The 22,773-nt window shown below is 61.8% G+C and carries 24 protein-coding genes; 14 read left to right on the top strand and 10 right to left on the bottom strand.

From position 1 onward, the window contains the following. Positions 1–177 precede the first annotated feature (177 nt). Positions 178–1,089, bottom strand: a complete 912-nt coding sequence (locus HJC00_RS19270) for an alpha/beta hydrolase (RefSeq protein ID WP_210633429.1) — start codon at positions 1,087–1,089, stop codon at positions 178–180. A 262-nt stretch (positions 1,090–1,351) separates the two neighbouring features. On the opposite strand from HJC00_RS19270, the gene HJC00_RS19265 reads away from it, so the two are divergent. Beyond that, positions 1,352–1,876 (top strand): RNA polymerase sigma factor, encoded by a 525-nt coding sequence (locus HJC00_RS19265; protein ID WP_210633430.1) that lies wholly within the window; start codon positions 1,352–1,354, stop codon positions 1,874–1,876. Next, positions 1,873–4,008, top strand: coding sequence for a VWA domain-containing protein (locus HJC00_RS19260; protein WP_221164493.1), 2,136 nt, complete (start codon positions 1,873–1,875; stop codon positions 4,006–4,008). The genes HJC00_RS19265 and HJC00_RS19260 overlap by 4 nt, the downstream gene beginning before the upstream one ends. Positions 4,009–4,065: 57 nt before the next feature. Here the strand turns inward: HJC00_RS19260 and HJC00_RS19255 are convergent, their stop codons facing one another. Continuing rightward, the gene (locus HJC00_RS19255; protein WP_221164492.1) at positions 4,066–4,992 is read right to left on the bottom strand and encodes an SMP-30/gluconolactonase/LRE family protein; all 927 of its coding nucleotides are present in this window, start codon (positions 4,990–4,992) and stop codon (positions 4,066–4,068) included. Between the two features lie 179 nt (positions 4,993–5,171). On the opposite strand from HJC00_RS19255, the gene HJC00_RS19250 reads away from it, so the two are divergent. Then, on the top strand, positions 5,172–6,242 hold the full coding sequence (locus HJC00_RS19250) for a LacI family DNA-binding transcriptional regulator (RefSeq protein WP_210633433.1): 1,071 nt from the start codon (positions 5,172–5,174) through the stop codon (positions 6,240–6,242). A 12-nt stretch (positions 6,243–6,254) separates the two neighbouring features. On the opposite strand, the gene HJC00_RS19245 is transcribed toward HJC00_RS19250, so the two are convergent. Together HJC00_RS19245 and HJC00_RS19240 are read right to left on the bottom strand one after the other, a co-directional pair. After that, positions 6,255–7,286, bottom strand: coding sequence for an L-idonate 5-dehydrogenase (locus tag HJC00_RS19245; protein WP_221164491.1), 1,032 nt, complete (start codon positions 7,284–7,286; stop codon positions 6,255–6,257). Between the two features lie 10 nt (positions 7,287–7,296). Further along, a complete protein-coding gene (locus HJC00_RS19240) occupies positions 7,297–8,238 on the bottom strand; it encodes a 2-hydroxyacid dehydrogenase (RefSeq protein WP_210633435.1) in 942 nt (313 codons plus the stop codon). Between the two features lie 135 nt (positions 8,239–8,373). Between HJC00_RS19240 and HJC00_RS19235 the strand changes: the two genes are divergently transcribed. The 7 genes from HJC00_RS19235 (at position 8,374) to HJC00_RS19205 (ending at position 14,828) form a co-directional block, all read left to right on the top strand. Next, positions 8,374–9,138: an SDR family oxidoreductase gene (locus HJC00_RS19235; protein WP_210633436.1), complete on the top strand. Its 765-nt coding sequence runs from the start codon at positions 8,374–8,376 to the stop codon at positions 9,136–9,138. 13 nt (positions 9,139–9,151) lie between these two features. Next, positions 9,152–9,709: a gluconokinase gene (locus tag HJC00_RS19230; RefSeq protein WP_210633437.1), complete on the top strand. Its 558-nt coding sequence runs from the start codon at positions 9,152–9,154 to the stop codon at positions 9,707–9,709. Beyond that, complete coding sequence (locus HJC00_RS19225; RefSeq protein ID WP_210633438.1) at positions 9,699–10,592, top strand: NAD(P)-dependent oxidoreductase; 894 nt, start codon at positions 9,699–9,701, stop codon at positions 10,590–10,592. The genes HJC00_RS19230 and HJC00_RS19225 overlap by 11 nt, the downstream gene beginning before the upstream one ends. Before the next feature lie 104 nt (positions 10,593–10,696). Next, entirely contained in the window at positions 10,697–12,193 is a 1,497-nt protein-coding gene (locus HJC00_RS19220) for a sugar ABC transporter ATP-binding protein (protein ID WP_210633439.1), read from the top strand. Between the two features lie 18 nt (positions 12,194–12,211). Next, positions 12,212–13,252 carry an ABC transporter permease gene (locus HJC00_RS19215; protein WP_210633440.1) on the top strand — a complete coding sequence of 347 codons (1,041 nt, stop codon included), beginning with the start codon at positions 12,212–12,214 and terminating at the stop codon, positions 13,250–13,252. 50 nt (positions 13,253–13,302) lie between these two features. Beyond that, the gene (locus tag HJC00_RS19210) at positions 13,303–14,400 is read left to right on the top strand and encodes a substrate-binding domain-containing protein (RefSeq protein ID WP_210633441.1); all 1,098 of its coding nucleotides are present in this window, start codon (positions 13,303–13,305) and stop codon (positions 14,398–14,400) included. Between the two features lie 89 nt (positions 14,401–14,489). After that, positions 14,490–14,828 (top strand): hypothetical protein, encoded by a 339-nt coding sequence (locus HJC00_RS19205; RefSeq protein ID WP_210633442.1) that lies wholly within the window; start codon positions 14,490–14,492, stop codon positions 14,826–14,828. Positions 14,829–15,014: 186 nt separating this feature from the next. On the opposite strand, the gene mctP is transcribed toward HJC00_RS19205, so the two are convergent. From mctP to HJC00_RS19180, 6 genes are all read right to left on the bottom strand, one after another. Beyond that, positions 15,015–16,490 (bottom strand): monocarboxylate uptake permease MctP, encoded by a 1,476-nt coding sequence (gene mctP / locus HJC00_RS19200; RefSeq protein WP_210633443.1) that lies wholly within the window; start codon positions 16,488–16,490, stop codon positions 15,015–15,017. Further along, positions 16,480–16,677: a DUF3311 domain-containing protein gene (locus tag HJC00_RS19195; RefSeq protein WP_221164490.1), complete on the bottom strand. Its 198-nt coding sequence runs from the start codon at positions 16,675–16,677 to the stop codon at positions 16,480–16,482. The genes mctP and HJC00_RS19195 overlap by 11 nt, the downstream gene beginning before the upstream one ends. Positions 16,678–16,689: 12 nt before the next feature. Further along, the gene (locus HJC00_RS32695) at positions 16,690–16,821 is read right to left on the bottom strand and encodes a hypothetical protein (RefSeq protein ID WP_259668926.1); all 132 of its coding nucleotides are present in this window, start codon (positions 16,819–16,821) and stop codon (positions 16,690–16,692) included. A gap of 101 nt (positions 16,822–16,922) precedes the next feature. After that, entirely contained in the window at positions 16,923–17,594 is a 672-nt protein-coding gene (locus HJC00_RS19190) for a response regulator transcription factor (RefSeq protein ID WP_221164489.1), read from the bottom strand. Further along, positions 17,591–18,976, bottom strand: a complete 1,386-nt coding sequence (locus tag HJC00_RS19185; RefSeq protein ID WP_221164488.1) for a cache domain-containing protein — start codon at positions 18,974–18,976, stop codon at positions 17,591–17,593. Before HJC00_RS19185 ends, HJC00_RS19190 begins: the two co-directional genes overlap by 4 nt. Positions 18,977–19,056: 80 nt before the next feature. Beyond that, positions 19,057–19,521 carry an Lrp/AsnC family transcriptional regulator gene (locus HJC00_RS19180; RefSeq protein ID WP_064807195.1) on the bottom strand — a complete coding sequence of 155 codons (465 nt, stop codon included), beginning with the start codon at positions 19,519–19,521 and terminating at the stop codon, positions 19,057–19,059. Positions 19,522–19,683: 162 nt separating this feature from the next. On the opposite strand from HJC00_RS19180, the gene HJC00_RS19175 reads away from it, so the two are divergent. The 4 genes from HJC00_RS19175 to HJC00_RS19160 are packed head-to-tail and all read left to right on the top strand — an operon-like array spanning position 19,684 to position 22,724. After that, positions 19,684–20,463, top strand: coding sequence for an ABC transporter ATP-binding protein (locus HJC00_RS19175; protein ID WP_221164487.1), 780 nt, complete (start codon positions 19,684–19,686; stop codon positions 20,461–20,463). Positions 20,464–20,510: 47 nt separating this feature from the next. After that, positions 20,511–21,284, top strand: coding sequence for a transporter substrate-binding domain-containing protein (locus HJC00_RS19170; protein WP_221155701.1), 774 nt, complete (start codon positions 20,511–20,513; stop codon positions 21,282–21,284). A gap of 12 nt (positions 21,285–21,296) precedes the next feature. After that, positions 21,297–22,022, top strand: a complete 726-nt coding sequence (locus HJC00_RS19165; protein ID WP_210633448.1) for an ABC transporter permease — start codon at positions 21,297–21,299, stop codon at positions 22,020–22,022. Between the two features lie 12 nt (positions 22,023–22,034). After that, positions 22,035–22,724 (top strand): ABC transporter permease, encoded by a 690-nt coding sequence (locus tag HJC00_RS19160; protein WP_221147258.1) that lies wholly within the window; start codon positions 22,035–22,037, stop codon positions 22,722–22,724. The last annotated feature ends 49 nt before the right edge of the window (positions 22,725–22,773 follow it).

The following is a 22,773-nucleotide window of genomic DNA, read 5'->3' as shown; positions in this document are numbered from 1 at the left end:
CCAAGCCGGCCGGTCGATCAGCCGGCCCGTTTCAGCCAACCCGAAGGGCCGGGCATCTTTCCGCCAGGATCAAAGGCGATCGGCTCGGACGTACCAAGGGGTATGCCCGTCGCCAATCGCCTTTGCCCTGACGAAAACCTGCTCCGGCAGAATGCTGCAATCTAACCCGGAAAGGCTCTAAGCCGTTGCAAAATGTCTGACGGCCTCGCAAACGGCGCGGAAGCCTTCTTGCGCACCATCGCTGATGTGGCGGGCGCGCAGCCATGCATGCACCATCTGCGGCTCCTCCCGGAACCAGACTTCGACGCCTTCGGCGGTGAGCCGGGCGGCATATTGCCGTCCGTCGTCCCGCAGCGGATCGAAATGGGCGACCGTGATGAAGGCTGGCGGCAGTCCGGCAACCGAGGATGCCTTTAACGGCTCGGCGATCTCGTTTCCATCAGGCGCCTGCAGGATATCGCGGTAATAGGCGACATCGGCCGTCGTCAGGCCGGGCGCCGCAGCCATTTCAACATAGGAACCGGCATCGAGGTCGCCGCCGAGCGCGGGGTAGATGAGGACTTGGCCGACAATTCCGGTTAGTTCTTCATCGCGCGCCCGCAAGGCAAGGCCGGCTGCAAGGTTGCCGCCGGCGCTGTCGCCGATCAGCACGACCTTGTTGCTGGCGGCAAGCAGATGTTTGAGCACCGCGAAACCGTCATCCGTCTGTGCCGGCCAGCGATATTCTGGGGCCAGCCGGTAATCGACGGAAACCAGTTCCGCGCCGGCAAAATCGGCGATCTCGGCGCAGATGGCGTGATGGCTTTCCAGCGAACCGACGACGAAGCCGCCGCCGTGAAGATAGAGCAGGATGGTGCGCGTGCTGATTTTCCGTGGCCGATAACGCCGGATCGGGATACGCTGGAGCATGCCGTCCGCAAAGATCATATCCGGGGGAGCCGAGCGGTCGAAGCGGGCGCAAAGAGCGTCGTACCAATGCCGCTGCTGCTCGACCGATGCCTGGACGGCATCCGGCGGATAGAAACTATCGCAAATCTCGAGAAACTGCAGAATGCCCTTTTCTGTGGGGGCAGGCGATGGAGCGGACATGCAGGGTCCTTTCGATTTGGGACATACAGATCATGTCCCTGGCCGACTCTGACCCCATCATGCGCCTTTGCCTCGAGGGCAATCTGTCTGACCGCGACCCAAGGATGTCGCGATGCTTGCTTATTTCGCCTTGAGTTTCCAGGCTTTGCCGCTTTTCCTAAAAATCCGATAATTTTTTTATGGTCCACCCAAGGAAAGCCATTGGAGAAACGTCTCAATCCCGAAATAGCATCTTGGCTGATATCTTGGGGGTAGGTGCGCATTGGATGCGGAGCTCATAGAACGAGCGCAGGCGGGCGACCGGGAGGCCTTCGGGCAACTGGTCTCGCGCCATTATGATTTCGTCCACGCGACGGCGTGGCGATGGTCGGGCAGTGCCACCGACGCCGACGATATTGCACAGGAGGTCTGCGTCAAGCTCGGTGCGGCCATCCGCGGCTTTCGCGGCGCCAGCCGCTTCAGGACATGGCTCTATACGCTGACGCTCAATGCCGCCCGCGACCATAGGCGAAAGCTTGCGCGAGAAGAGTTGACATTCCGCGCTTATGCCGCCGAACCGCAACCGGCCGCGCCGGGCAGACATGATGACGAGCTGTCGAGCGAATTATGGACGGCCGTGCGTGCTTTGCCGGAACGGCAATGCGACGCCGTGCTGCTCGTCTATGGCGAAGGCCTCAGCCATTCGGCTGCCGCCGATGTTATGGGCTGCTCGGAGGCGACCGTGTCCTGGCAGGTGCACGAGGCGCGCAAGAGACTGAAGGCCATGCTCGGCAAGGAAGAGGTATGATGGACAAGGAACTCGAAAAGCTCTCCCGTCTCACAGCCCCGGCAGCCGATGCGGAAGCGCGCGCGCGCGCGCTTGCCGCGGCAATGCAGGCCTTCGACAGCGCGGAAAATAATGCGGCGGCAGCCCAAGGAAATGCGAAAGGCTGGCGTCCAAGCTCCATCATCAACTGGATATGGAGCCCTGCCATGAACAAGAAATTCCTCGCCGGTTCAGCTCTCGCGACGCTGCTCGTCATTCCCGCTGCCGGTTACCTCACGATCGAGCTGACCCGCAACGGATCGCCGATCGTCGACCAGACCGAGATCGCCAGCCACCTCGTGCAAAACAACATGCCGAAACCGGCCGAACCCGTCACGGCCGCGCCTCAGCTTTCCGAAGCCCCGACCGAAGAAAGCCGGCCGGCTCAACCGTCTGCCGTCAGCGGCGCCCAAGCCTTGCAGGACAAGGAGCTACAGACTGCAAAACCCGCGGCGGAGCGGCCCTCTGAATTCGATGCCGGCGAAATTGTGGCTCTCAAGAACAAGTCGGAGGATTCCGCCGCGGCACTCGAGATGGCCAAACGTGTTGCACCGGCCGCTCCTGGCATGGCCGCTCAGGGACAGTTGTTGGTCGAGCCGATGGGCGCCGTTGCCCCCTCGCCTGTTCCGCCAGCAGATGGGCGTGTGCAGATCCAGCTCGACCCCAGCCGCGAACGGTTTGCCAATGCCGCGGCAAATCCGATTAAGAGCGTGGCGACCGATCCGGTCTCGACCTTCTCCGCCGATGTCGACAGCGCCTCTTATTCCTTCGTCCGCCGGTCGTTGACGGGCGGGGCGATGCCCGATCCGCAATCGGTTCGCGTCGAGGAAATGATCAATTATTTCCCCTATGACTGGCCGCTTCCCAACAATGCCGATCAGCCTTTCAAGGCGACCGTGACGGTGATGCCGACGCCGTGGAATCACGACACGCAACTGATGCATGTGGCGATCAAGGGGTATGACATCGCGCCGGCGACCGCGCCGCATGCCAATCTGGTTTTCCTGATCGATGTCTCAGGCTCGATGGATGAACCGGACAAGCTGCCGCTCCTCAAGAGCGCTTTCCGGCTGCTGGTCAACAGGCTGAAGGCCGACGACACCGTCTCGATCGTCACCTATGCCGGCAATGCCGGGACGGTGCTGGAACCGACGCGGGTGGCGGAGAAATCGAAGATCCTCTCGGCGATCGACAGGCTGGAGGCTGGAGGCTCGACCGGCGGCGCCGAGGGCATTGAGGCGGCCTACGATCTCGCCAAACAGGCTTTCGTCAAGGACGGCGTCAATCGGGTGATGCTGGCGACGGACGGCGATTTCAATGTCGGCCCGTCGAGCGACGAGGATCTGAAGCACATCATCGAAGAAAAGCGCAAAGACGGCATCTTTCTCACCGTTCTCGGCTTCGGACGCGGTAATCTCAATGATTCCCTGATGCAGACGCTGGCGCAGAACGGCAATGGCAGCGCCGCCTATATCGACACCTTGGCGGAGGCGCAGAAGACGCTGGTCGAGGAAGCCAGGTCGACGCTGTTTCCGATCGCCAAGGATGTCAAGTTCCAGGTGGAGTTCAACCCGGAACGGATCGCCGAATACCGGCTGATCGGCTACGAGACCCGCGCCCTCAACCGCGAGGATTTCAACAATGACCGTGTTGATGCCGGCGATATCGGCTCCGGCCACAGCATCACGGCGATCTACGAGATTACGCCCAAGGGAAGCCCTGCGGTCATGAATGACGACCTGCGGTATGGCGCAGCCGGTAAGGTGCCGGCCGACAAGGCGCCGGCCGAGGCAGCGGGCAGCGGGCATCAGGGCGAGCTTGCCTTCGTCAAGATGCGCTTCAAGCGGCCCGGCGAGGACAAGAGCGCGCTGATCACCACACCTGTCGGCGCCGGGAACGCGGTCGCCACCATCGACGCCGCGCCGCAGGATGTCCGTTTCTCGGTAGCCGTCGCCGCCTTCGGCCAAAAGCTGAGCCGCATCGCCGCCGTCGATGCCTATTCCTATCAGGCGATTGCCGACCTCGCTGCGGCATCGCGGGGGACGGATCCCTTCGGCTACAGATCGGATTTCCTCGGCCTCGTCAGGCTGGCTGGCAGCCTCAGCCAACGATGAGAGAAAAGCACCGCAAAGTAGAGGCCGCCTTGAAGGGCGGCCTCGCCTGTATGAGAGCTACCCGTGCCTCGACCCGTTGGCAGTGAGATAGACCGCGTAGAGAGAGGTTGTTGCGGTGATGAAGAGGCGGTTCAGTTTCTCGCCGCCGAAGGCGACGTTTGAGACGATCTCGGGAATATGGATCTTGCCGAGCAGGGTGCCATCCGGATCGTAAGCGTGCACGCCATCGGCGGCGCTCGTCCAGATCCTGCCCTTCCGGTCGACGCGAAAGCCGTCGAAAAAGCCTGAAGTGCATTGGGCGAAAATGCCGAGATCGGTCAGCTTTCCATTCTCTGATGCGGCGAGTTTTCGAATGTGACGCGGACCGCCCGCCAAGTGCGTTCCTCCCGTATCGGCGATGTAGAGCACTGTCTCATCCGGGGAGAAGGCCAGCCCGTTCGGCTTGACAAAATCGGACGCCACCCGCTCGGTCGCGCCTGTCGCCGGATCATGCCGGTAGACGTGGCATCCGCCGATTTCCTCTTCGCCGTAGTCACCCTCGTAATCGTGGAGGATGCCGTAGTTCGGGTCGGTGAACCAGACTGTGCCGTCGGATTTAACGGTGACGTCGTTGGGAGAATTGAGCCGGTTGCCGGCAATGCGATCGGCCAGGATGGTAATCCGGCCGTCGAAATCCGTCCGCGTGACCCGGCGCGTCAGATGCTCGCAGGTAACGAGCCGTCCTTGATTGTCGACGGTGTTGCCATTCGAATTGTTGCTGGGCGAGCGGAATACCGAGGTCTGCCCGCTGGTATCGTCGTAGCGCATCATGCGGTTGTTGGGGATATCCGAAAAAACCAGATAACGCCCGGCGGCGAACCAGGCCGGTCCCTCCAGCCAGCGGCCGCCCGTCCAAAGCCGCTCGACGCGGACATGGCCGACGAAGCAGTTTTCAAAGCGCGGGTCGAGAACCTCAAAGCCCGTACCCTCGATTTCTCCGAACATGACGCTCCCACCCAAATTGTTATCGATATCATGCTGCCTTGTTTTGCAGCCTTCGTACAGAGACCCGACGGACTGTGGAACGACTCATTCCTGCAATAATATCGATTGTGCGATGATAACGATAACTTTATCGTGTCCCGAGTTGCCCAACTCGGAAGCTGTTGTGAAAGCGGGACCCAGTGAAAAACGAGGATGAGCCAAAAGACAAGCGTCTCAAAGGAGGAGACGCCCAGAAGCTGACGATGGCTGAGGTCGCCAAATATGTCGGCGTATCGGCCATGACCGTTTCGCGCGCCTTTCGGCAGGATGCGAGTGTTTCCGAAGAGACGCGCAAGCGCATCATGGAAGCCGTCGATGCGCTCGGCTATGTGCTCGACCTTTCGGCCGGCAGTCTTTCCTCGCGGCGCAGCGGCTTCATCGCGGCGCTGGTGCCCTCCATCAACAATTCGAATTTCTCCGACACCGCCCGCGGCATTACCGATGCGCTGGAGAATACCGGTCTTCAGCTTCTTCTCGGCTACACCGACTATTCCGCCGAGAAGGAAGAAAAGCTGATCGAGGCGATGCTGCGCCGGCGCCCCGAAGGCGTCATCCTGACAGGCGGTTCGCACACCGATCGCGCCCGACGCATGCTTGATAAGGCCGGCATTCCGGTGGTGGAAACCTGGGAGCTTCCGGAGAAGCCGATCAACCATGTCGTCGGCTTTTCCAACAGCGAGGCGATGTCGCTGCTGGTGCGGACGCTGGCGAGCCAGGGCTATCGGAGGTTCGGCTATATCGGCGGAACGACGGCGCGCGATACGCGCGGCAGCCAGCGGCGAAGCGGTTTCCTGAAGACCGTCGAAGAACTGGGCCTGGGACCGGGCCGGGCGATTTCCTTCGGCGTGCCGCCGATCACCATGGAACAGGGCGGCCAGGCGATCATGAGCCTGCTGGAGCGCTGGCCGGACACGGAAGTGGTTCTTTGCGTTTCCGACCTTTCGGCCTTCGGCGCGATCATGGAATGCAAGCGCAGGGGAATGAGCGTGCCGGGTGATATCGCCATTGCCGGCTTCGGCGATTATGAGATCTCGTCGATCTGTCATCCCAGCATCACCACCATCAATGTCGACTGTTACGGCATCGGCCGTCAGGCCGCCGCCCGCCTGCTCGATGCCCTGCAGGGCATCGGCGAGGCGACCGGCGACGAGATTACATTGACGGGCTACAGGGTCGTTCTGCGCGAAAGCACTGATCGCAGCGCCTCATAGCTGGCGACAATATCAGAAGGCGATCTGCACCTTCATCGACTTGCTGCGGTCGCTGGCCAGTTCGAAGGCGGCGACAGCCTCTTCGATGGCAAAAACCCCTGTCAGCAGCGGCTTCAGATCGACACGGCGCGCATTGATCAATTCGACGGCGAGCCCGAACTCCTCGTGAAAGCGGAATGTGCCGCGCATCTCGATTTCCTTGGCAACGATCATGTTCTGCGGAATGGAGACATCGCCGCCAAGGCCGAGCTGCACGAGCACGGCACGGGGCTTCAGCACCTCAAGGCCGGCGCGCACGGCCCGCTCATTGCCAGACGCCTCGAACATGACGTCGAAATATCCCTTGTCGGCGCCATAAGCGGCAAGATCGGCGGCATGCGTGGAAACATTGATCGTGCGATCGGCGCCGCTGGTGCGGGCGATGGCCAGAACGCTGTCGGTCACATCGGTCGCGACGATTTCACGGGCGCCGAGAACGCGGGCGGCAACGATCGCCAGCATGCCGATGGGGCCGCAGCCGGTGACCAGCACCCGCTTGCCGAGCAGCGAACCGGCGCGGCTTGCCGCATGCAGCGTCACGGCAAAGGGTTCGGCGAAGGCAGCCTCATGAATGGAAATGCCGTCGGCGACCTTGTGGCATTGCCAGCGCTCCGCCACCAGCCGCTGGCGGAAGCCGCCCTGAATGTGCGGCATGGGCATGGCGCTGCCGTAGAACCGCATGTTCAGGCAGTGGTTCTGCTGTCCCTTCAGGCAATATTGGCAATGGCTGCACGGCCGGCTCGGGGAAACCGCAACGCGGTCTCCAACGGCAAGGTCGGTCACGCCGGCACCCAGCGCCTTGACGGTGCCGGCGATCTCGTGGCCGAGGATCATCGGTTCGCGCAGACGAACGGTGCCGAAGCCGCCATGATTGTAATAATGCAGGTCGGAGCCGCAAATGCCGCCGGCTTCGATTGATATCTCCACCTGCCCAGCTCCGGCAACCTCCGGCTCGCGCTCTTCGACCCTGAGATCCTTGGCGGCGTGAATGACGATGGCTTTCATACCGGGATCCTCATACGACCGGAGTCGGAAGCGCGCGACCGGCAAAATACGCGGCGAGATTGTCTCTGACCAGTTTGCCCATGGCCTTGCGGGTTTCGATGGTGCCGGAGCCGTGGTGGGGTTGCAGCACGACGTTTGGCAGCGTCAGGAAGCGCGCATCGATTTTCGGCTCATTGAGGAAAACGTCAAGGCCGGCGGCCTGGATGGTGCGGTTCTGAAGCGCTGCGATCAGTGCCTCCTCGTCGACGGTCGTCCCGCGCGAAACGTTGATCAGCATGCCTTCCGGGCCGAGCGCTTCCAGCACCTCGGCGTTGATGATCTTCATGGTCGCGGCCCCTCCGGGAACGATGACGATCAGGAAGTCGGCCCAATTGGCAAGCGCGACCAGATTGGCTTCATAACCATAGGCGACATCCTGGTCCCTGTTGCGGGCGAAATAGGAGATGTCGCAGCCGAAAGCGGCAGCCCGCCAGGCGATCGCCTTGCCGATCCGCCCCATGCCAACGATCCCGACCTTCTTGCCCGAAACCCGCGTCACCAGCGGCATGGGTACGTTGCCCCACTGGCCGTTGCGGACGAAAACGTCAGCCTGCGGAATCTGGCGCGCGGTGGAAAGCAGCAGTCCGATGGCGATATCGGCGACGTCTTCGGTCAGCACGTCAGGAGTATTCGTCACGCGAATGCCGTTGGCGCGGGCATAGGACAGGTCAATGGCGTCGGTGCCGACGCCGTAACAGGAGACGATCTCCAGCTTCGGCAGTTGTTTCATCAGATCGGCGGAAGCGCCGAGTTCGCCGCGCGTCGCGATCGCGCGGATATTGCTGCCGACTTTCGAAATCAGTTCCTGCCGATCCGCGGCTTCCCACAGGCGGTGGACGCGGTAGGTCGCCTCCAGATCAACCATGTCCCACTCCGGATAGGCCCCGGCCATCAAGATTTCTACGTCAGGCATTCCGTCTCCATCCCGCATTTTGGCTGTTGATTATGTTATCGATAACATATAATTCGGAAAGGCGATGTCAAGTGAGTTTCACCTCAAGTGGCGGTATAAGCCGTCATTCGCAGCGACACCGGAGGAGTGATTTGCATGAAGAACCTGTTTGATCTGACCGGGCGGCTCGCCCTGATCACCGGCTCGAGCCAGGGGATCGGTTATGCGCTGGCCGAGGGCTTGGCGCAGCATGGCGCCGAGGTCGTCATCAACGGCCGCACGCCCGAAAGCGTCAAACGCGCAGTCGAAAGCCTCAAGGCTCAAGGTCTGTCTGCCCATGCGGCCATCTTCGACGTGACCAGCAAGGACGGCGCCAAACAGGGCATCGATGCGATTGAGGCCGATATCGGTCCGCTCGATATCCTGATCAACAATGCCGGCATGCAGTTCCGCACGCCGCTGGAAGATTTCCCGGCGGACAAATGGGAATTGCTGCTGACCACGAATGTTTCCAGCGTCTTTTACGTCGGCCAGGCGGCCGCCAAGGCGATGATCGCCCGCGGTCAGGGCAAGATCATCAACATCGCCTCGGTTCAGAGCGAACTCGCCCGTCCCGGCATTGCTCCCTACACGGCGACGAAGGGCGCGGTGCGCAATCTGACCCGCGGCATGTGCGCCGACTGGGCCAAGCACGGCCTGCAGATCAACGCGATCGCGCCGGGCTATTTCAAGACGCCCCTCAACCAGGCGCTGGTCGACAATCCCGAATTCTCATCCTGGCTCGAAAAGCGGACGCCGGCCGGACGCTGGGGCAATGTCGAGGAACTGGTGGGTGCTGCCGTCTTCCTGTCGGGCCGCGGTTCGTCCTTCATCAACGGCCATACGCTTTATGTCGACGGCGGCATCACGACCTGCCTCTAAGGGAGGTGAGATGATGAACCTCGAGAAAAAGGCACTGCCCCCGGCCGTTGTCGTCATGGGCGTCAGCGGCTGCGGCAAATCCTCGGTTGGAGAACGCATCGCTGCGCAAAACGGCATGCCGTTCCTGGAAGGCGACCAACTCCATCCGGCTGCCAATGTCGAGAAGATGGCAAAGGGCACCCCGCTCACCGACGATGACCGCCTGCCCTGGCTCGACCGGATCGGCGAGGAAATAACGGCGGCGCAAAAGGCGTCGCAGGGTTTGGTGATTTCCTGTTCGGCGCTGAAGAGAAGCTATCGGGACAGGCTGCGGCAGGCGGCAAATGGGCGTCTTGCCTTCGTTTTCCTGGAGGGATCGCGCGAGCTGCTGTTGTCGCGTATGCAGGCCCGTCAGGGCCATTTCATGCCGGCGTCGCTGCTCGACAGCCAGCTGCAGACGCTGGAGCCGCCGACCGGTGAGCCCGGTGTCGTGACGGTGGCGATCGATATGGCTTTGGATGATATGGTGGCGCTGGCTTGCGAGGGGCTGAGCGGCGTGGCCGTCAAGGGAGGAGATTATCATGCAGGATGACCACAGAGCAGATGTCGCCGTCATCGGCGCGGGTATCATGGGAGCGGCGATCGTCACGCGATTGATCGAGACCGGCCACAAAGTATCGGTTTTCGATCTCGATGCTGAAAAGGTCGCGGCGCTGGAAGCCAAGGGCGCCCACGCGGCCGCTTCGGTGGAGGATGCGGTCTCGCGGTCGGAATTCTGCGTGCTCAGCCTCAATCACGCAAACATCGTCCGCGCCGTCGTCTTCGGCGAGAAGGGTATTGCGGCGGCGGCAAACGCCGGCAAGCTGCTGATCGATATGTCCTCGATCGACCCGGCGGAGACCGCCGACATGGCGAAGCGGCTGCGTGGGGAAACGGGCATGGCATGGGTGGATTGCCCGCTTTCGGGCGGCGTGCCCGGCGCGCTCGGCGGAAAGCTGACGATCATGGCCGGTGGCAGCCCCGAGGATTTCGAGCGGGCGCGGGTGGTGATGCGGCATCTTGCCGCCAATTACACGCTGATGGGCGCCTCCGGCGCCGGGCAGACCACCAAGCTGATCAACCAGCTGTTCTGCGCCGTGCTGTTCCAGGCGGTCGCTGAAGCCGTCAAGCTGGCGGAAGCCGGCGGCGTCGATCCCGCCGCCATTCCGGCCGCCCTTGCCGGCGGCAGGGCGGATAGCCGGATATTGCAGGAATTCATGGCAAAATTCGCTGCCCGGGATTTCTCGCCGACAGGCAGGATCGACAACATGCTGAAGGATCTGGACTCGCTTCAGGCCTTTGCGCTGAAGACGAAAACGCCGCTGCCGATGACGGGAGCGGTGGTGGAGATTCACCGTCTGCTTTGCGCTGCCGGTCTTGGGCCGAAGGACTCTGCAGAGATGATGCGTCTGCTCGACGGATTTGCCGCCGACTGACCTCATTTCAGGCATGGGAGATTGTCACTTTCCGCTTGACTATTCGGGAATGTTATCGATAACATCTATCCATAACGACAGCTGCAGCTTTGGGAGGAGCCACAGTGGAAGCCAAGAGACTGCTGGAGTTCCAATCGATCACCAAAAGCTTCGGCGGCACGCAGGCGCTGCGTGACGTCTCGATCGACCTGCGCGAGGGCGAGATCCTCGCGCTGCTCGGCGAAAACGGCGCCGGCAAATCGACGCTGATCAAGACGCTGGCCGGCATCTACAAGCCCGACAACGGTGACATCTTGTTCCGCGGCCAGAGCTACCATCATCGCCCGCCGAAGCCGAACGAGCGGCAACCGGTCGCATTCATCCATCAGGATCTCGGCTTGATCGAGTGGATGACGGTCGGTGAGAATATGGGCCTGTCGCAGGGCTTCTCGATGCGCCGGGGCCTGATCGACTGGAACAGGACGCAGGCGCGCGCCAAAGAGGCCTTAAAGCTGGTCGGCTGCGATTTCGATCCGACGACGCGGGTCTCGGCCCTGTCGCGCACCGAAAAATCGCTCGTCGCCATTGCCCGCGCGCTTGCCGTCGAAGCCGACGTTCTGGTGCTCGACGAACCCACAGCGAGCCTGCCCGCCGACGAAGTCGATCGCCTGTTCAATGCGATCCGGCCGCTGAAGGAGCGCGGCGTCGGCATGATCTACGTCTCCCACAGACTGGACGAGATTTTCCGCATCGCCGATCGCGTCGCCGTGCTGCGCGACGGATGCATGGTCGGACAGAAGCCCGTCAGCGAGACCACGCCCGACGAACTGGTGACGATGATCATCGGCCGCAGCGGCGACAGTCTCTTTTCGAAGACCGAGATCAAGCCCGGCAAGGCGATCGTCAAGGTGCGCGACCTGGTCTGCGCCGGCACGAGCCCGATATCCTTCGATATAAGAGAGGGCGAGTTGCTCGGCCTTGCAGGACTGCGCGGCGCAGGCCAGGAACGCATCGGCCGCGCCTTGTTCGGCTGCGAGCCCTTCGGCGGCACGATCCTGATGCATGACCGGGCCCCGGACCTTTCAAGCCCGCTGAGCGCAATGGCGTCGGGCATCGGATTAATTGCCCGTGACCGCACGGAGGAATCCGTCGCACCATCGCTTTCCATTCGGGAAAACACCTACCTCAATCCCGGCGCTGTCGGGCGCGGGCTGTTGTCCTTCCTGTCACCGCGCGGCGAAGCCGATCTTGCCCATGCGATCGGCCATACCGTCGGCCTCAGGCCGAACGATCCGGATCTGCCTGTCGAGGCCCTGTCGGGCGGCAACCAGCAGAAGGTGGTCGTCGGCCGCTGGCTGGCAACCGGCCGCAAGCTGCTGATCGCGGAAGATCCGACCGCCGGCGTCGACATCGGCGCGCGTGCGGAGATCTACCGTCTGATCACCCAGGCGCTGGAGGCCGGTCTCGCAGTCGTCGTGGTGTCGACGGATTTCGAGGAAATCGCCCATATCTGCCACCGCGCGCTGGTTTTCTCGCGCGGCAAAATCGTCAGCGAACTGACTGGAAGGGCTCTGACGACGGAGGCGGTCATCACGGCCGCATCCGCATCGGAAGCTGCTTGAGCCATCGGGAGAACAGCCATGCAATCCATTGAATCCACGGCGCTGGAGCCGACCAAAAGCGAAATGGCCGGCTTGTCCACAGGACAGAAGATCGGGCGCCTGATCCCCGTCTACGGACTGGTGATCCTGACCGTCGGCCTGATCCTGCTCTTCTCGATCATGCTGCCGGATACGTTTCCGACGGTGTTGAACGTCCGTTCGATCGTCTCCGACAAGGCGATCATTGCGCTGCTGTCGCTCGCCGCGATGATCCCGATGGCGTCGGGCCGCATCGACCTGACGGTTGGCTACGGCATCGTGCTCTGGCACATTCTTGCCATCAGCCTGCAGACGGTCTACGGCCTGCCCTGGCCGGTCGCCGTCCTCATCGTTCTTGCGCTCGGCATCCTCACCGGCTTCATCAACGGTCTGCTGGTCGAGGTGGCGAAGATCGACAGCTTCATCGCCACGCTCGGCACGGGAACGGTGCTGTACGCGCTTGCACTTTGGCACACCGGCGGCCGGCAGGTGGTCGGCGTCCTGCCGGAAGGGTTCTACGCGCTGAACGGCACCATGCTGTTCGGCCTGCCGATCACCGGCTTCTACGTGCTGCTGATCGCGATCTGCATGTGGATCGTTCTCGAATACCTGCCGATCGGCCGTTATCTCTACGCCATCGGCGCCAACCCCAAGGCCGCCGCACTCAACGGCATTCCCGTCCGCAAGTTCGTGATGGGCGCATTCGTCACCTCGGGCCTGCTGGCGGCTCTGACGGGGGTTCTCCTCGCCTCGAAGCTGCGCATCGGTCAGGCGAGCGTCGGCCTCGAATATCTCCTCCCGGCACTTGTCGGCGCATTTCTCGGATCGACGACGATCAAGCCGGGACGGGTCAACGTCTGGGGCACCCTGATCGGCGTCATCATCCTGGCGGTCGGTATATCGGGAATTCAGCAATTCGGCGGGTCGTTCTTCGTCGAACCGCTGTTCAACGGCGTAACCCTGCTGATTGCCATCGGCATTGCAGGTTACGCCCAGCGCAAGCGCGGAGCTGTGAGGAGGATCACACCCGCATCCAAATGAGGATGTCGGCCAAGCCGGCATTTCATAACAAACAAAATGGAGGAGTGAACATGAAGCGCAGGACTTTATTGCAGGCAACGGTTGCAACCGTCGCCTTTATGCTCAGCGTGCCGGCACTGGCCGATTCCATGGCGGATGCCAAAGCGGTGGTCGAAAAGTATGCGTCCAAGGTGAGCGCATGGGATGGCCCGACGAGCGGCCCCAAGGGGGCTGCGGGCAAGAACATCGTCGTCCTTGCCGGCGACATGAAGAACGGCGGCATCCTCGGCGTGGCCAACGGCGTGCAGGAAGCGGCCGGCGCGCTCGGCTGGACGGTGAAGGTACTCGACGGCGCCGGCTCGATCGGTGGGCGCACCGCGGCTTTCGGCCAGGCCATGGCGCTGAAGCCGGATGGCATCATCATCAATGGCTTTGACGCGGTCGAGCAGAAGCCGGCGATGGAAGCGGCCAAGGCTGCCGGCATCCCGATGGTGTCCTGGCACGCCGCCTCGGCCGTCGGTCCGGTTGCCGACGTCGGCGTCTTCGCCAACGTCACCACCGATGCGATGGAAGTATCGAAGTCCGCGGCAGACTGGGCCTTCGCCGATGCCGGCGGCAAGCCGGGTGTCATCATCTTCACCGACTCCACCTATGCGATCGCGATCGCCAAGGCCGACCGCATGAAAAAGGAGATCGAGGATCTCGGCGGCACGGTGCTCGAATACGTCGATACCCCGATTGCCGAAACCTCGCAGCGCATGCCGCAGCTCACCACGTCGCTCCTGCAGAAGTACGGTGCGAAATGGACGCATTCGCTGGCGATCAACGACCTCTATTACGACTTCATGGGCCCCTCGCTCGCCTCGGCCGGTATCGCCGGCGACGGAAAGCCGGTCAACGTCGCTGCCGGCGACGGTTCGGAGAGCGCCTATCAGCGCATCCGCGCCAAGCAGTTCCAGGCCGTCACGGTCGCCGAGCCGCTCAACCTCCAGGGTTGGCAACTCGTCGATGAACTGAACCGCGCCTTCGCGGGCGCCCCGTGGTCGGGCTATGTGTCGCCGCTCCACGTGGTGACCAGCGCGAATGTCGAATTCGACGGAGGGCCGAAGAACAGCTTCGATCCCGATAACGGCTATCGCGATCAATACAAGAAAATCTGGGGCAAATAAGCCTTCCCACGGGCGTATCGGAGGATACGCCCTCCCCGCCTCCGCACCACCATCAATCCAGCTCCGGCGAGTTTTGGAAAAGAGAACCCATGATTATTCGTTATGCTTTGTTTGAAGGCGAAATCCATCCCGGCAGAGAAGAGGAATTCCGCGATTTTGTCAGGCAGCGGCTCGTTCCTCTATGGACGAAATTTCCCGGAGCCGAGGAAGTCCGGGTGTTGGATGGAATGGAGCGTGACGAGGGCGCTCCGGTCTATGCCATGGCGCTTGCCATTCGTTATCCCGATATGGATGCGGTGAATGCAGCACTTCTTTCCGATGTGCGGTTCCAGAGCCGCGAGGTGACGGGTGAGCTTCTGAAGCTCTTCACCGGGAAGGTGCATCACCACGTCTTCTCTGCCAGCGAATACCCGCCGCGCGCTGCCTGACACCATGGCGAGCAGCCGTGTCTCGCCCGCGCCAGATGATTGCAAAGGTAGCAAGTCGTTCCAGGCAAATGGCAACGCGGCATTGGTCAGCGATTGGGAAGAGTTCTGATCGCCTGATCTTTCATCAGCTTCTGCCCGAAGCATAAAGCGACGAAGGGCAGCATTTGCTGCCCTTCGCGTTTTCAGCTATGCGCGGGCCGTCGCCCTGGCCGGAAGCAAGGCGTTGACCATGATTGCAACCGCGATGTTTGCCGCAAGCGCCAGCAGCCCGGTATAGACGGTGAAGGGTTCGCCGCCGAGGCTGATCAGATGCAGAGGCTTCCAGCCGGCATCCCAGACCAGGAAGGTGCCGCCGCAGAAGCCGACGAACCAGCCGGCAAGCAGGCCGGGTGCGCGGAACCAGTTGGTATAGAGGCCGAAGACGAGCGCCGGGAGCGTCTGCAGGATCCAGATGCCGCCGAGCAGCTGCAGGTCGAGTGCGAATTGCGTCGGCAGGAAGATGATGACGAGAAGCGCGCCGACCTTGACGACGAGCGACGTCACCTTCGCCACCTTGGCCTCGCCCGCATCGCTGACTTTGGGATCGACATAGGCTTTCCAGAAATTGCGGGTGAAGAGGTTGGCTGCGCCAATGCTCATCACCGCCGCCGGCACCAGTGCGCCGATGGCGATCGCCGCAAAGGCGAAGCCGGAGAACCAGCCCGAAAACAGCGTCTTGAACAGCGTGGGAACGACGTCGTTCGCACTGTCGAGCTTCAGGTTGGCAGCGTGCCCCATATAGCCGAGCAGCGCCAGCAGGCCGAGCAGCAGCGTATAGGCGGGCAGCATGATCGCGTTCTTGCGGATCGTCTTGCCGCTGTTGGAGGCGAAGATGCCGGTCAGCGTATGCGGATACATGAATGCTGCGAGCGCCGAACCGAGAGCGAGTGTGGCATAGGCGACATATTGGTTGCCACCGAGCAGCAGATTACCGGAGCCCTTGGCCTGGAAAGCCGCATCGGCTGAGGCGAAGACATTCGCATAACCGCCGAGCTTTGATGGGATCAGCGCGACCGCTGCGATCACCACGATATAGATCATGATGTCCTTGACGAAAGCGATCAGCGCCGGTGCGCGCAGGCCCGCCGAATAGGTGTAGAGCGCCAGCACGATGAAGGCGATTGCCAGCGGCAGTTCGCCATGCAGCCCGAGCCCCTTCAGGACCGCCGTCATGCCGACGAGCTGCAGGGCGATGTAGGGCATGGTGGCGATGACGCCCGTGGCCGCGACGGCGAGTTCGAGACCGCGCGATCCGTATTGGCCATGGACGACGTCGGCCGCCGTGACATAGCCGAAATCCTTGGCGCGTTTCCACAGGACCGGCATGACCATGAAGACGAAGGGATAGACGACGATCGTATAGGGTAGCGCGAAGAAGCCGTAGGCGCCGACCGTGTAGACCAGCGCCGGCACGGCGATCACGGTATAGGCTGTATAGAAATCGCCGCCGACGAGGAACCAGGTGATCCAGGTGCCGAAGTTGCGGCCGCCGAGGCCCCATTCATCGATATGGGCGAGGGTCTCGGGCTTGCGCCAGCGGCTGGCGACGAAGCCCATGACGGTGACAAGGGCAAAGAAGAAGATGAAGACGGCAAGCGCCGTGCCGTCGATGTCAGTCGTCATGGCGAACGCTCCCATAGGCGATCCAGGTCAGCGTCGCGGTGATCGGCACCCAGAGAAGCTGATACCAGTAGAAGAAGGGAAAGCCGAAAAGCGACGGCTCACGGAGATTGTAGAATGGCGGCCAGAGCAGCCCTATGTACGGAATGATCAGCAGCCAGAGCGCTGCCTTGCTACGTGGTTTTTCCATGTCGGATACCTTTCAGGCGACGCGGGCGGCGATCGCCATGTTCCAGTTGTCGGCGTGGAAGGCGGGTCTGTCAGCCGGCGGCCGCGGCGAGCCCGGTTCGGATCGCTCGACCTTCCCGGCCGATCGAAGGCTGATGTAACGCATATGAATTCCTCCCAACGACTGACACTTGGCCAGCCGCGGATGGAGTCCTATGGCGTCGGTTTTGTCCTCACAAGATGGGCGCGGGGCCGAAATGCCGGGGCCTACCCAGAAGTGGGTAGGCGCGGATTTCCGCTGATTTTCGAGACGATACCGTGATCGAGCGCATAGCGGATGAGGCCGGCCGTGGTGGCGATGCCGAGCTTCTTCTTGAGGTTCTTGCGGTGCGTTTCCGCCGTCGCGGCGGTTATTCCGAGCGCTTCGGCGATCTCCCTGTTGCTGCTGCCGGCAACGATCAGCCCGAGAATGTCGCGCTCGCGAGGCGTCAGGGGATCACTGCCCTCTTCCGCGCGTTCGCCCATCAGCGCGTCGAAGACACCCGAGGAGAAATAGGTGCCCCCCGCAGCCACGGTGTCGATAGCCGAGACAATCTCGTCAGTCGAAACATCTTTGAGCACGTAACCGGCAGCGCCATGCATGACCGAGGAGGAGATATATTCGCGGCTGTCATGCATGGAGAGCATGACAACACGGGCCTGGGGAAGCTCGCTCCTGAACAGTTCGATCGCATCGATACCGCTGAGTTTCGGCATGTTGATGTCCATCAGCACCACCTGCGGCTGGACCTGCCGGGCGATGTCGAGACCCGTTTGGGCAAGCCCTGCGGTGCCGGCGACTTCGATATGATCGAAGGTTTCGAGCACGGCTTTCAGCCCGTCCAGCACCAGCGGATGGTTGTCGATCAGGAGCACCTTGATTTTCCGGCGTTCGGTCATGCGGCTTCCGCCTGCTTGCCGACGGGCAGATTGGCCGATCTCGGCATCATCGCCGTCAGCGTCGTGCCGGACTCGCTGCTGTTGATAAGCAGCAGGCCGCGGAAGTGGGCCATCCGCTCCTGCATGTTGCGCAGCCCGAGCCCTGATTCGCCGTCTGCGCCGTCCTTGCTGCCGTCGAAGCCGGTGCCGTTGTCTGAAATCGTCATGCGGGCGCGGCCGCCGTCGCTCCAGAGCTTCACCGAAAGCTTCGAGGCGCCCGAGTGCCGCTCGACATTGTTGAAGGCTTCCTGTGCGACACGATAGAGGGCGGTGTTGGCCTCGGCTTTCAGCGTACCGGTAAAGCCTGAAGCGTCGATATCAGTCTCGATCCCCGTGCGCTCGGCGAAATGATGACAGAGCGCCTCCAGCGCGGCTGTCAGGCCGAGATCGTCGAGCACGCGGGGGCGCAGATCGTGCGACAGCCGCCGGATTTCCTTGATGGCGCCGTTTAGCGCCTCGACACCACGGTCGATGGTCAGCGCTGCATCATCGACGTTGGTCCTGACCTTGCGGCCGGCGAGATCCATCGCATAGCGCACCCCGAGAAGATTCTGGGAAATGCCGTCGTGCAGCTCGCGGGCGAGCCGCGCGCGTTCTTCCTCCTGGGTATCGATGACCCGCTGCGTCAGCTCCTTGAGTCGGCCGTCGGCCATACGGCGCTCATGGAAGGTCAGCAGCATGCAGGTCGTGAAGACGACGAGCACCGAAGGTACGGCAATCAGCGCGACGATGACGAAGGTTCGTCTGATGTTGGCGCGCATCACGGCGTTGGCGGCCGCACTCTGGGCAAAGACATCGTCGAGATAGACGCCGGTTCCCACCACCCAGCGCCATTTGTCGAGGCTGACGACGAAGGAGAGCTTGTCGGCAACCTGCCCGGTCGAGGGTTTCTGCCATTTATATTGATGCAGGCCGCCGCCGGCCTTTGCCGTGGCGATCAGCTCGGCAATGACCTTGTCGCCGTCAGGATCGGTAAGATCCAGCCAATTCTGCCCATGCCGGAAGCTCTGGCGCGGATGAACGATATTGTTGCCGTCATAGTCATAGACGAAGATATAGCCGTCCCTGCCGTAATCGAGCGAGGTCAGAATTTCAGCCACCTGCTGCTTGGCGGCTTCGTCGTCGGGACCGGCCTTATCATAGATCGCTTGGATGGCGGACAAGGCAAGATTGGTCAGGTTGAGGATTTCGGTTTCCTTTGTCTTCAGCATGTTCTGCTCGAACGTGTCGATGCTGTTCTTTGCGAGATTTGCCGATTGCCAGGTGATGAAGGTGGTGATCGCGAGGATCGAGATGACGAGCGGAACGATCGCCAATGCGATGATCTGGTGTCGTAGCGTCAACGGTCATTCCTCCCAAGGATCTGCGCCCGGAATTATGCCCTTTGCCCGATCTGAGTCCAGTCGCTTGCCCGGGCGCGATCCTATTCCAGCGGCACGAACAGGCCGAGCTTGACGTCGCGCAGCACGACATTGGTGTGCATGCGGCGGATCTGCGGATTGTCAGCCATGATGAGGGCGGCGATATCGTCATAATGCTCGACGTCGCGGGCGGTGACGATCGCGATCAGATCGACCGCGCCGGTGACGTAATAGACCTGCTGGATATGATCCTGTTTTTCCGCCCAGACGCGGAACTTCGCCAAGGCGTCGTAATTGTCCCGCTCGATCTCCATCCCGACGATGAACACCATCGATGTTCCCGTCGCCTTCCGGTCGAGGACGGCGACCTCCGCTTTGATGATCCCTTCCTCGCGCAGGCGCTTCAACCGCCGCTGCACGGCCGAGACCGACAACCCCACCCGTTCGGCGATCGTTTCGGCCTTCAGCTGGCAGTCGCGCTGAACGATATCGAGAATGTCACGATCAAAACGATCCAGCTGTTCCATTGTCCAGTCCATTTCGGCGTTTCGCGGCTCATGCGTTCTGCCTGATTTGCCGCGTGAGAAAGATTATTTTGCACATTAAATGCAGAAGAGGCAGAAATTGCGCGAAAAAACCGCGCAACTTTATCATTATCCTTCGCAAACTCATTTCAGCCGGACCCATGCATGTCGGATCAGTCCATTCCTGCTCTTCGCGTCGAAGATCTTCATAAAAGCTTCGGCTCGCAACAGGTTCTCAAGGGTATTTCGGCTACGGCCCATAAGTCTGACGTCATCTCCATTATCGGCTCGTCCGGTTCTGGCAAGAGCACCTTCCTCAGATGCATCAATTTTCTGGAAACGCCGGATCGCGGCCGCATCGCCGTGAACGGCGAGGCGGTCGCTCTGAAGACCGGTCGCGGCGGACGGCTGCAGCCGCAGAGCTGGCGGCAGATCGAGCGGCTGCGAACCGGGATCGGCATGGTCTTTCAGAGCTTCAATCTCTGGGCCCATCGGACCGTGCTGGAAAACGTCATCGAGGCGCCGGTGCATGTCATGGGCGTTTCCAGGCGCGAGGCGATCGAAAAGGCGGAAGCCCTGCTGCACAAGGTCGGGCTCTTCGACAAGCGTGATGCCTATCCCGCCTTTCTCTCCGGCGGCCAGCAGCAGCGCGCGGCGATCGCAAGAGCGCTCTGCGTCGATCCCGCCGTCATGCTGTTCGATGAGCCGACATCGGCGCTCGATCCCGAACTGGTTGGCGAGGTGCTGAAAGTCATCCGCGATCTGGCGGAAGAGGGCCGGACCATGCTGATCGTCACGCATGAAATGCGCTTCGCCCGCGACGTCTCGAGTCGCGTCCTCTTCCTGCACCAGGGTCGGATCGAGGAGGAAGGCACGCCGGAGCAAGTCTTCGGGGCACCTGTCAGCGCCCGCTGCCGGGAATTCACTCGTCTCAGCGCCCACTGAACCGCCATCGAGCCATCACCACAACACGAACCAGGAGAATCCTGCGAATGAAACTGCTCCCCACGCTTTTTGCCGGCGTCGCATTTGCGCTTTCCGCCGTCGCGGCACAGGCCGACGTCCGCTTCGGCGTCATGAACGAATCTTATCCGCCCTTCTTCGCCAAGGACGCTTCGGGCCAGTGGCAGGGATGGGAAATCGATCTGATGAATGCCGTCTGCGAAGAGATGAAGGAGAGGTGCTCGATCGTCGAGATCTCTTGGGATGGCCTCATTCCGGCTCTTGAGAGCAAGAAGTTCGACGTGATCTGGTCGTCGATGTCGAACACCGCGGAACGCTCGAAGGTGATCGACTTCACCGATAAATACTACAACACGCCGAGCACGCTGATCGGCCCCAAGGATCAGAAGCCGGGCGCCACGGCAGAGGACGTGAAGGGCAAGACCATCGGTATCCAAGTGTCGACGATCCAGTCGGAATATTACAAGAAGCATTTTGCCGACGTCGCCGAGGAAAAGACCTACCAGACGCTCGACGAGGCTTTCCAGGATCTCGCCTCCGGCCGCATCGATTACGTCTTCGGCGATTCGCTGGCGCTTGACGCCTTCCTGAAAAGCGATGCCGGCAAGGATTGCTGCGCCAACATGGGCGATGTCGCCGACGACAAGGAGATCCTTGGGGCTGGCGTTTCCGGCGGCCTGCGCAAGGAAGATACGGAGCTGAAAGCCAAGCTGAACAAGGCGATATCAGCGGTTCGCGCCAACGGTCAGTACGACGCGATCACCAAGAAGTACTTCGACTTCGATATCTACGGCGCGAAGTAAGCACTTCTAGAGATGGCGACCGCGCAACAAGGCATTCTGGACCTGCTGTCCCCCTATCCTCCGGGATGGGGCGGCGTTCTCTTGGCAGGTGCAGTCTCCACGGTCGCCATCTCGGCCTGCGCCTTTGCCGTCGGTCTGCTGCTCGGCACGGGCGGCGCGCTGGGAAAGCTTTCGGGCAATCCAGTGCTCCGCCTGCTGCTTGATTTCTATACCACCGTCATTCGCGCTGTTCCCGAGCTGATCCTGATCGTCGGGCTCTATTATGCCGGCACCGACGGCCTCAACCGGCTGCTGGCGGCTTTCAATCTGCCGCCGCTCGAGGTGAACGGTTTCGTCGCCGCCGTCGCCGTGCTCGGCTTCGTGCAGGGCGCCTATATGACCGAGGTGCTGCGCGGCGCGATCCTCGCCATTCCCGTCGGCCAGATTGAAGCCGCCAAGGCTTTCGGCATGGGACCGGTGCTGCGGTTCCGCCGCATCCTGCTGCCGGCGCTGTTGCCGAACGCGCTGCCGGGGCTTGCTAATTTGTGGATGTCGGTGACCAAGGATAGCGCGCTGGTCGCCGTCGTCGGCTATCAGGAACTGGCGCTCGCCACCCGTCTCGCCGGGGCAAGCACCAAACATTACTTCGTGTTTTTCCTCGCCTCGGCTCTTCTCTATCTCGCCATCACACTCGCTTCCAACGTCGTCTTCAAACTGATCGAAGGGCGGGTGCGGCGGGGACAGCCGCGTCTGGCCTGAAGAAAGCGCGCCATGAGTTTCACCTGGATCTCCTCCTATTGGCCGCTGCTTCTGACGGGCGCCTGGCAGACCGTAGCGCTGCTGGTCATATCAGTGGTGCTCGGTTTCGTGATCGCCATCGGTCTCGCTTTCGCACAGGTCAGCGGCGGCAGGCTGACGCGGCTTGCCGCCCGCGGCTACTGCACCTTCTTCCGCGGCACGCCACTGCTGATCCAGCTTTGGCTCCTCTATTACGGGGTCGGCTCGCTGCTGCCGATGATCCCTGGCATCCGCCAGAGCCTGTTTTGGCCGATCCTGCGCGAGGGGTTTTTCTTCGCTTCCGTCAGCTTCACGCTGAATTATGCGGCCTATGAGGCCGAGGTGCTGCGCGGTGCGCTGCTTGCCGTTCCCAAGGGCGAGCTTGAAGCCGGTCGGGCCTTCGGCCTGTCGCCCTGGAAGCTAACCCGCCGTATCTGGTTGCCGCGCGCCATTCGCATCGCCCTGCCGACCATTGCCGGAGAGATCGTCATGCAGCTCAAGGCGACGCCGCTCGCCTTCACCGTGACGGTGATGGATCTCTACGCCGTCGCCAACAAGGTTCGCCAGGACACGTTGCTCGTCTACGAACCGCTCATCGTCGTCACCCTCTTTTATCTCGCCCTGACCGCCGTTATCGCCCGCGTCTTTCGAGGTCTCGAAGCGCAGGTGCCGGTTCGCCGCTAGGCGGAAGCTCGCCACTTTATTTTGAAAAGCCCGCCGCCGATGACGGCGC

It is taken from the genome of Rhizobium sp. NLR22b (genome assembly GCF_019685295.1).
Taxonomy (GTDB): Bacteria; Pseudomonadota; Alphaproteobacteria; order Rhizobiales; family Rhizobiaceae; genus Rhizobium.
The sequence above is the reverse complement of the archived record's forward strand: the minus strand, read 5'-3'. Positions and strand labels throughout refer to the sequence as shown.

Coding starts and splice junctions, on each gene's coding strand:
- HJC00_RS19270 (WP_210633429.1), bottom strand. CDS start 1,089: ATGTCCGCTCCATCGCCTGCCCCCACAGAAAAGGGCATTCTGCAGTTT.
- HJC00_RS19260 (WP_221164493.1), top strand. CDS start 1,873: ATGATGGACAAGGAACTCGAAAAGCTCTCCCGTCTCACAGCCCCGGCA.
- HJC00_RS19255 (WP_221164492.1), bottom strand. CDS start 4,992: ATGTTCGGAGAAATCGAGGGTACGGGCTTTGAGGTTCTCGACCCGCGC.
- HJC00_RS19245 (WP_221164491.1), bottom strand. CDS start 7,286: ATGAAAGCCATCGTCATTCACGCCGCCAAGGATCTCAGGGTCGAAGAG.
- HJC00_RS19240 (WP_210633435.1), bottom strand. CDS start 8,238: ATGCCTGACGTAGAAATCTTGATGGCCGGGGCCTATCCGGAGTGGGAC.
- HJC00_RS19235 (WP_210633436.1), top strand. CDS start 8,374: ATGAAGAACCTGTTTGATCTGACCGGGCGGCTCGCCCTGATCACCGGC.
- HJC00_RS19230 (WP_210633437.1), top strand. CDS start 9,152: ATGAACCTCGAGAAAAAGGCACTGCCCCCGGCCGTTGTCGTCATGGGC.
- HJC00_RS19225 (WP_210633438.1), top strand. CDS start 9,699: ATGCAGGATGACCACAGAGCAGATGTCGCCGTCATCGGCGCGGGTATC.
- HJC00_RS19215 (WP_210633440.1), top strand. CDS start 12,212: ATGCAATCCATTGAATCCACGGCGCTGGAGCCGACCAAAAGCGAAATG.
- HJC00_RS19210 (WP_210633441.1), top strand. CDS start 13,303: ATGAAGCGCAGGACTTTATTGCAGGCAACGGTTGCAACCGTCGCCTTT.
- HJC00_RS19205 (WP_210633442.1), top strand. CDS start 14,490: ATGATTATTCGTTATGCTTTGTTTGAAGGCGAAATCCATCCCGGCAGA.
- mctP (WP_210633443.1), bottom strand. CDS start 16,490: ATGACGACTGACATCGACGGCACGGCGCTTGCCGTCTTCATCTTCTTC.
- HJC00_RS19195 (WP_221164490.1), bottom strand. CDS start 16,677: ATGGAAAAACCACGTAGCAAGGCAGCGCTCTGGCTGCTGATCATTCCG.
- HJC00_RS32695 (WP_259668926.1), bottom strand. CDS start 16,821: ATGCGTTACATCAGCCTTCGATCGGCCGGGAAGGTCGAGCGATCCGAA.
- HJC00_RS19190 (WP_221164489.1), bottom strand. CDS start 17,594: ATGACCGAACGCCGGAAAATCAAGGTGCTCCTGATCGACAACCATCCG.
- HJC00_RS19180 (WP_064807195.1), bottom strand. CDS start 19,521: ATGGAACAGCTGGATCGTTTTGATCGTGACATTCTCGATATCGTTCAG.
- HJC00_RS19175 (WP_221164487.1), top strand. CDS start 19,684: ATGTCGGATCAGTCCATTCCTGCTCTTCGCGTCGAAGATCTTCATAAA.
- HJC00_RS19170 (WP_221155701.1), top strand. CDS start 20,511: ATGAAACTGCTCCCCACGCTTTTTGCCGGCGTCGCATTTGCGCTTTCC.
- HJC00_RS19165 (WP_210633448.1), top strand. CDS start 21,297: ATGGCGACCGCGCAACAAGGCATTCTGGACCTGCTGTCCCCCTATCCT.
- HJC00_RS19160 (WP_221147258.1), top strand. CDS start 22,035: ATGAGTTTCACCTGGATCTCCTCCTATTGGCCGCTGCTTCTGACGGGC.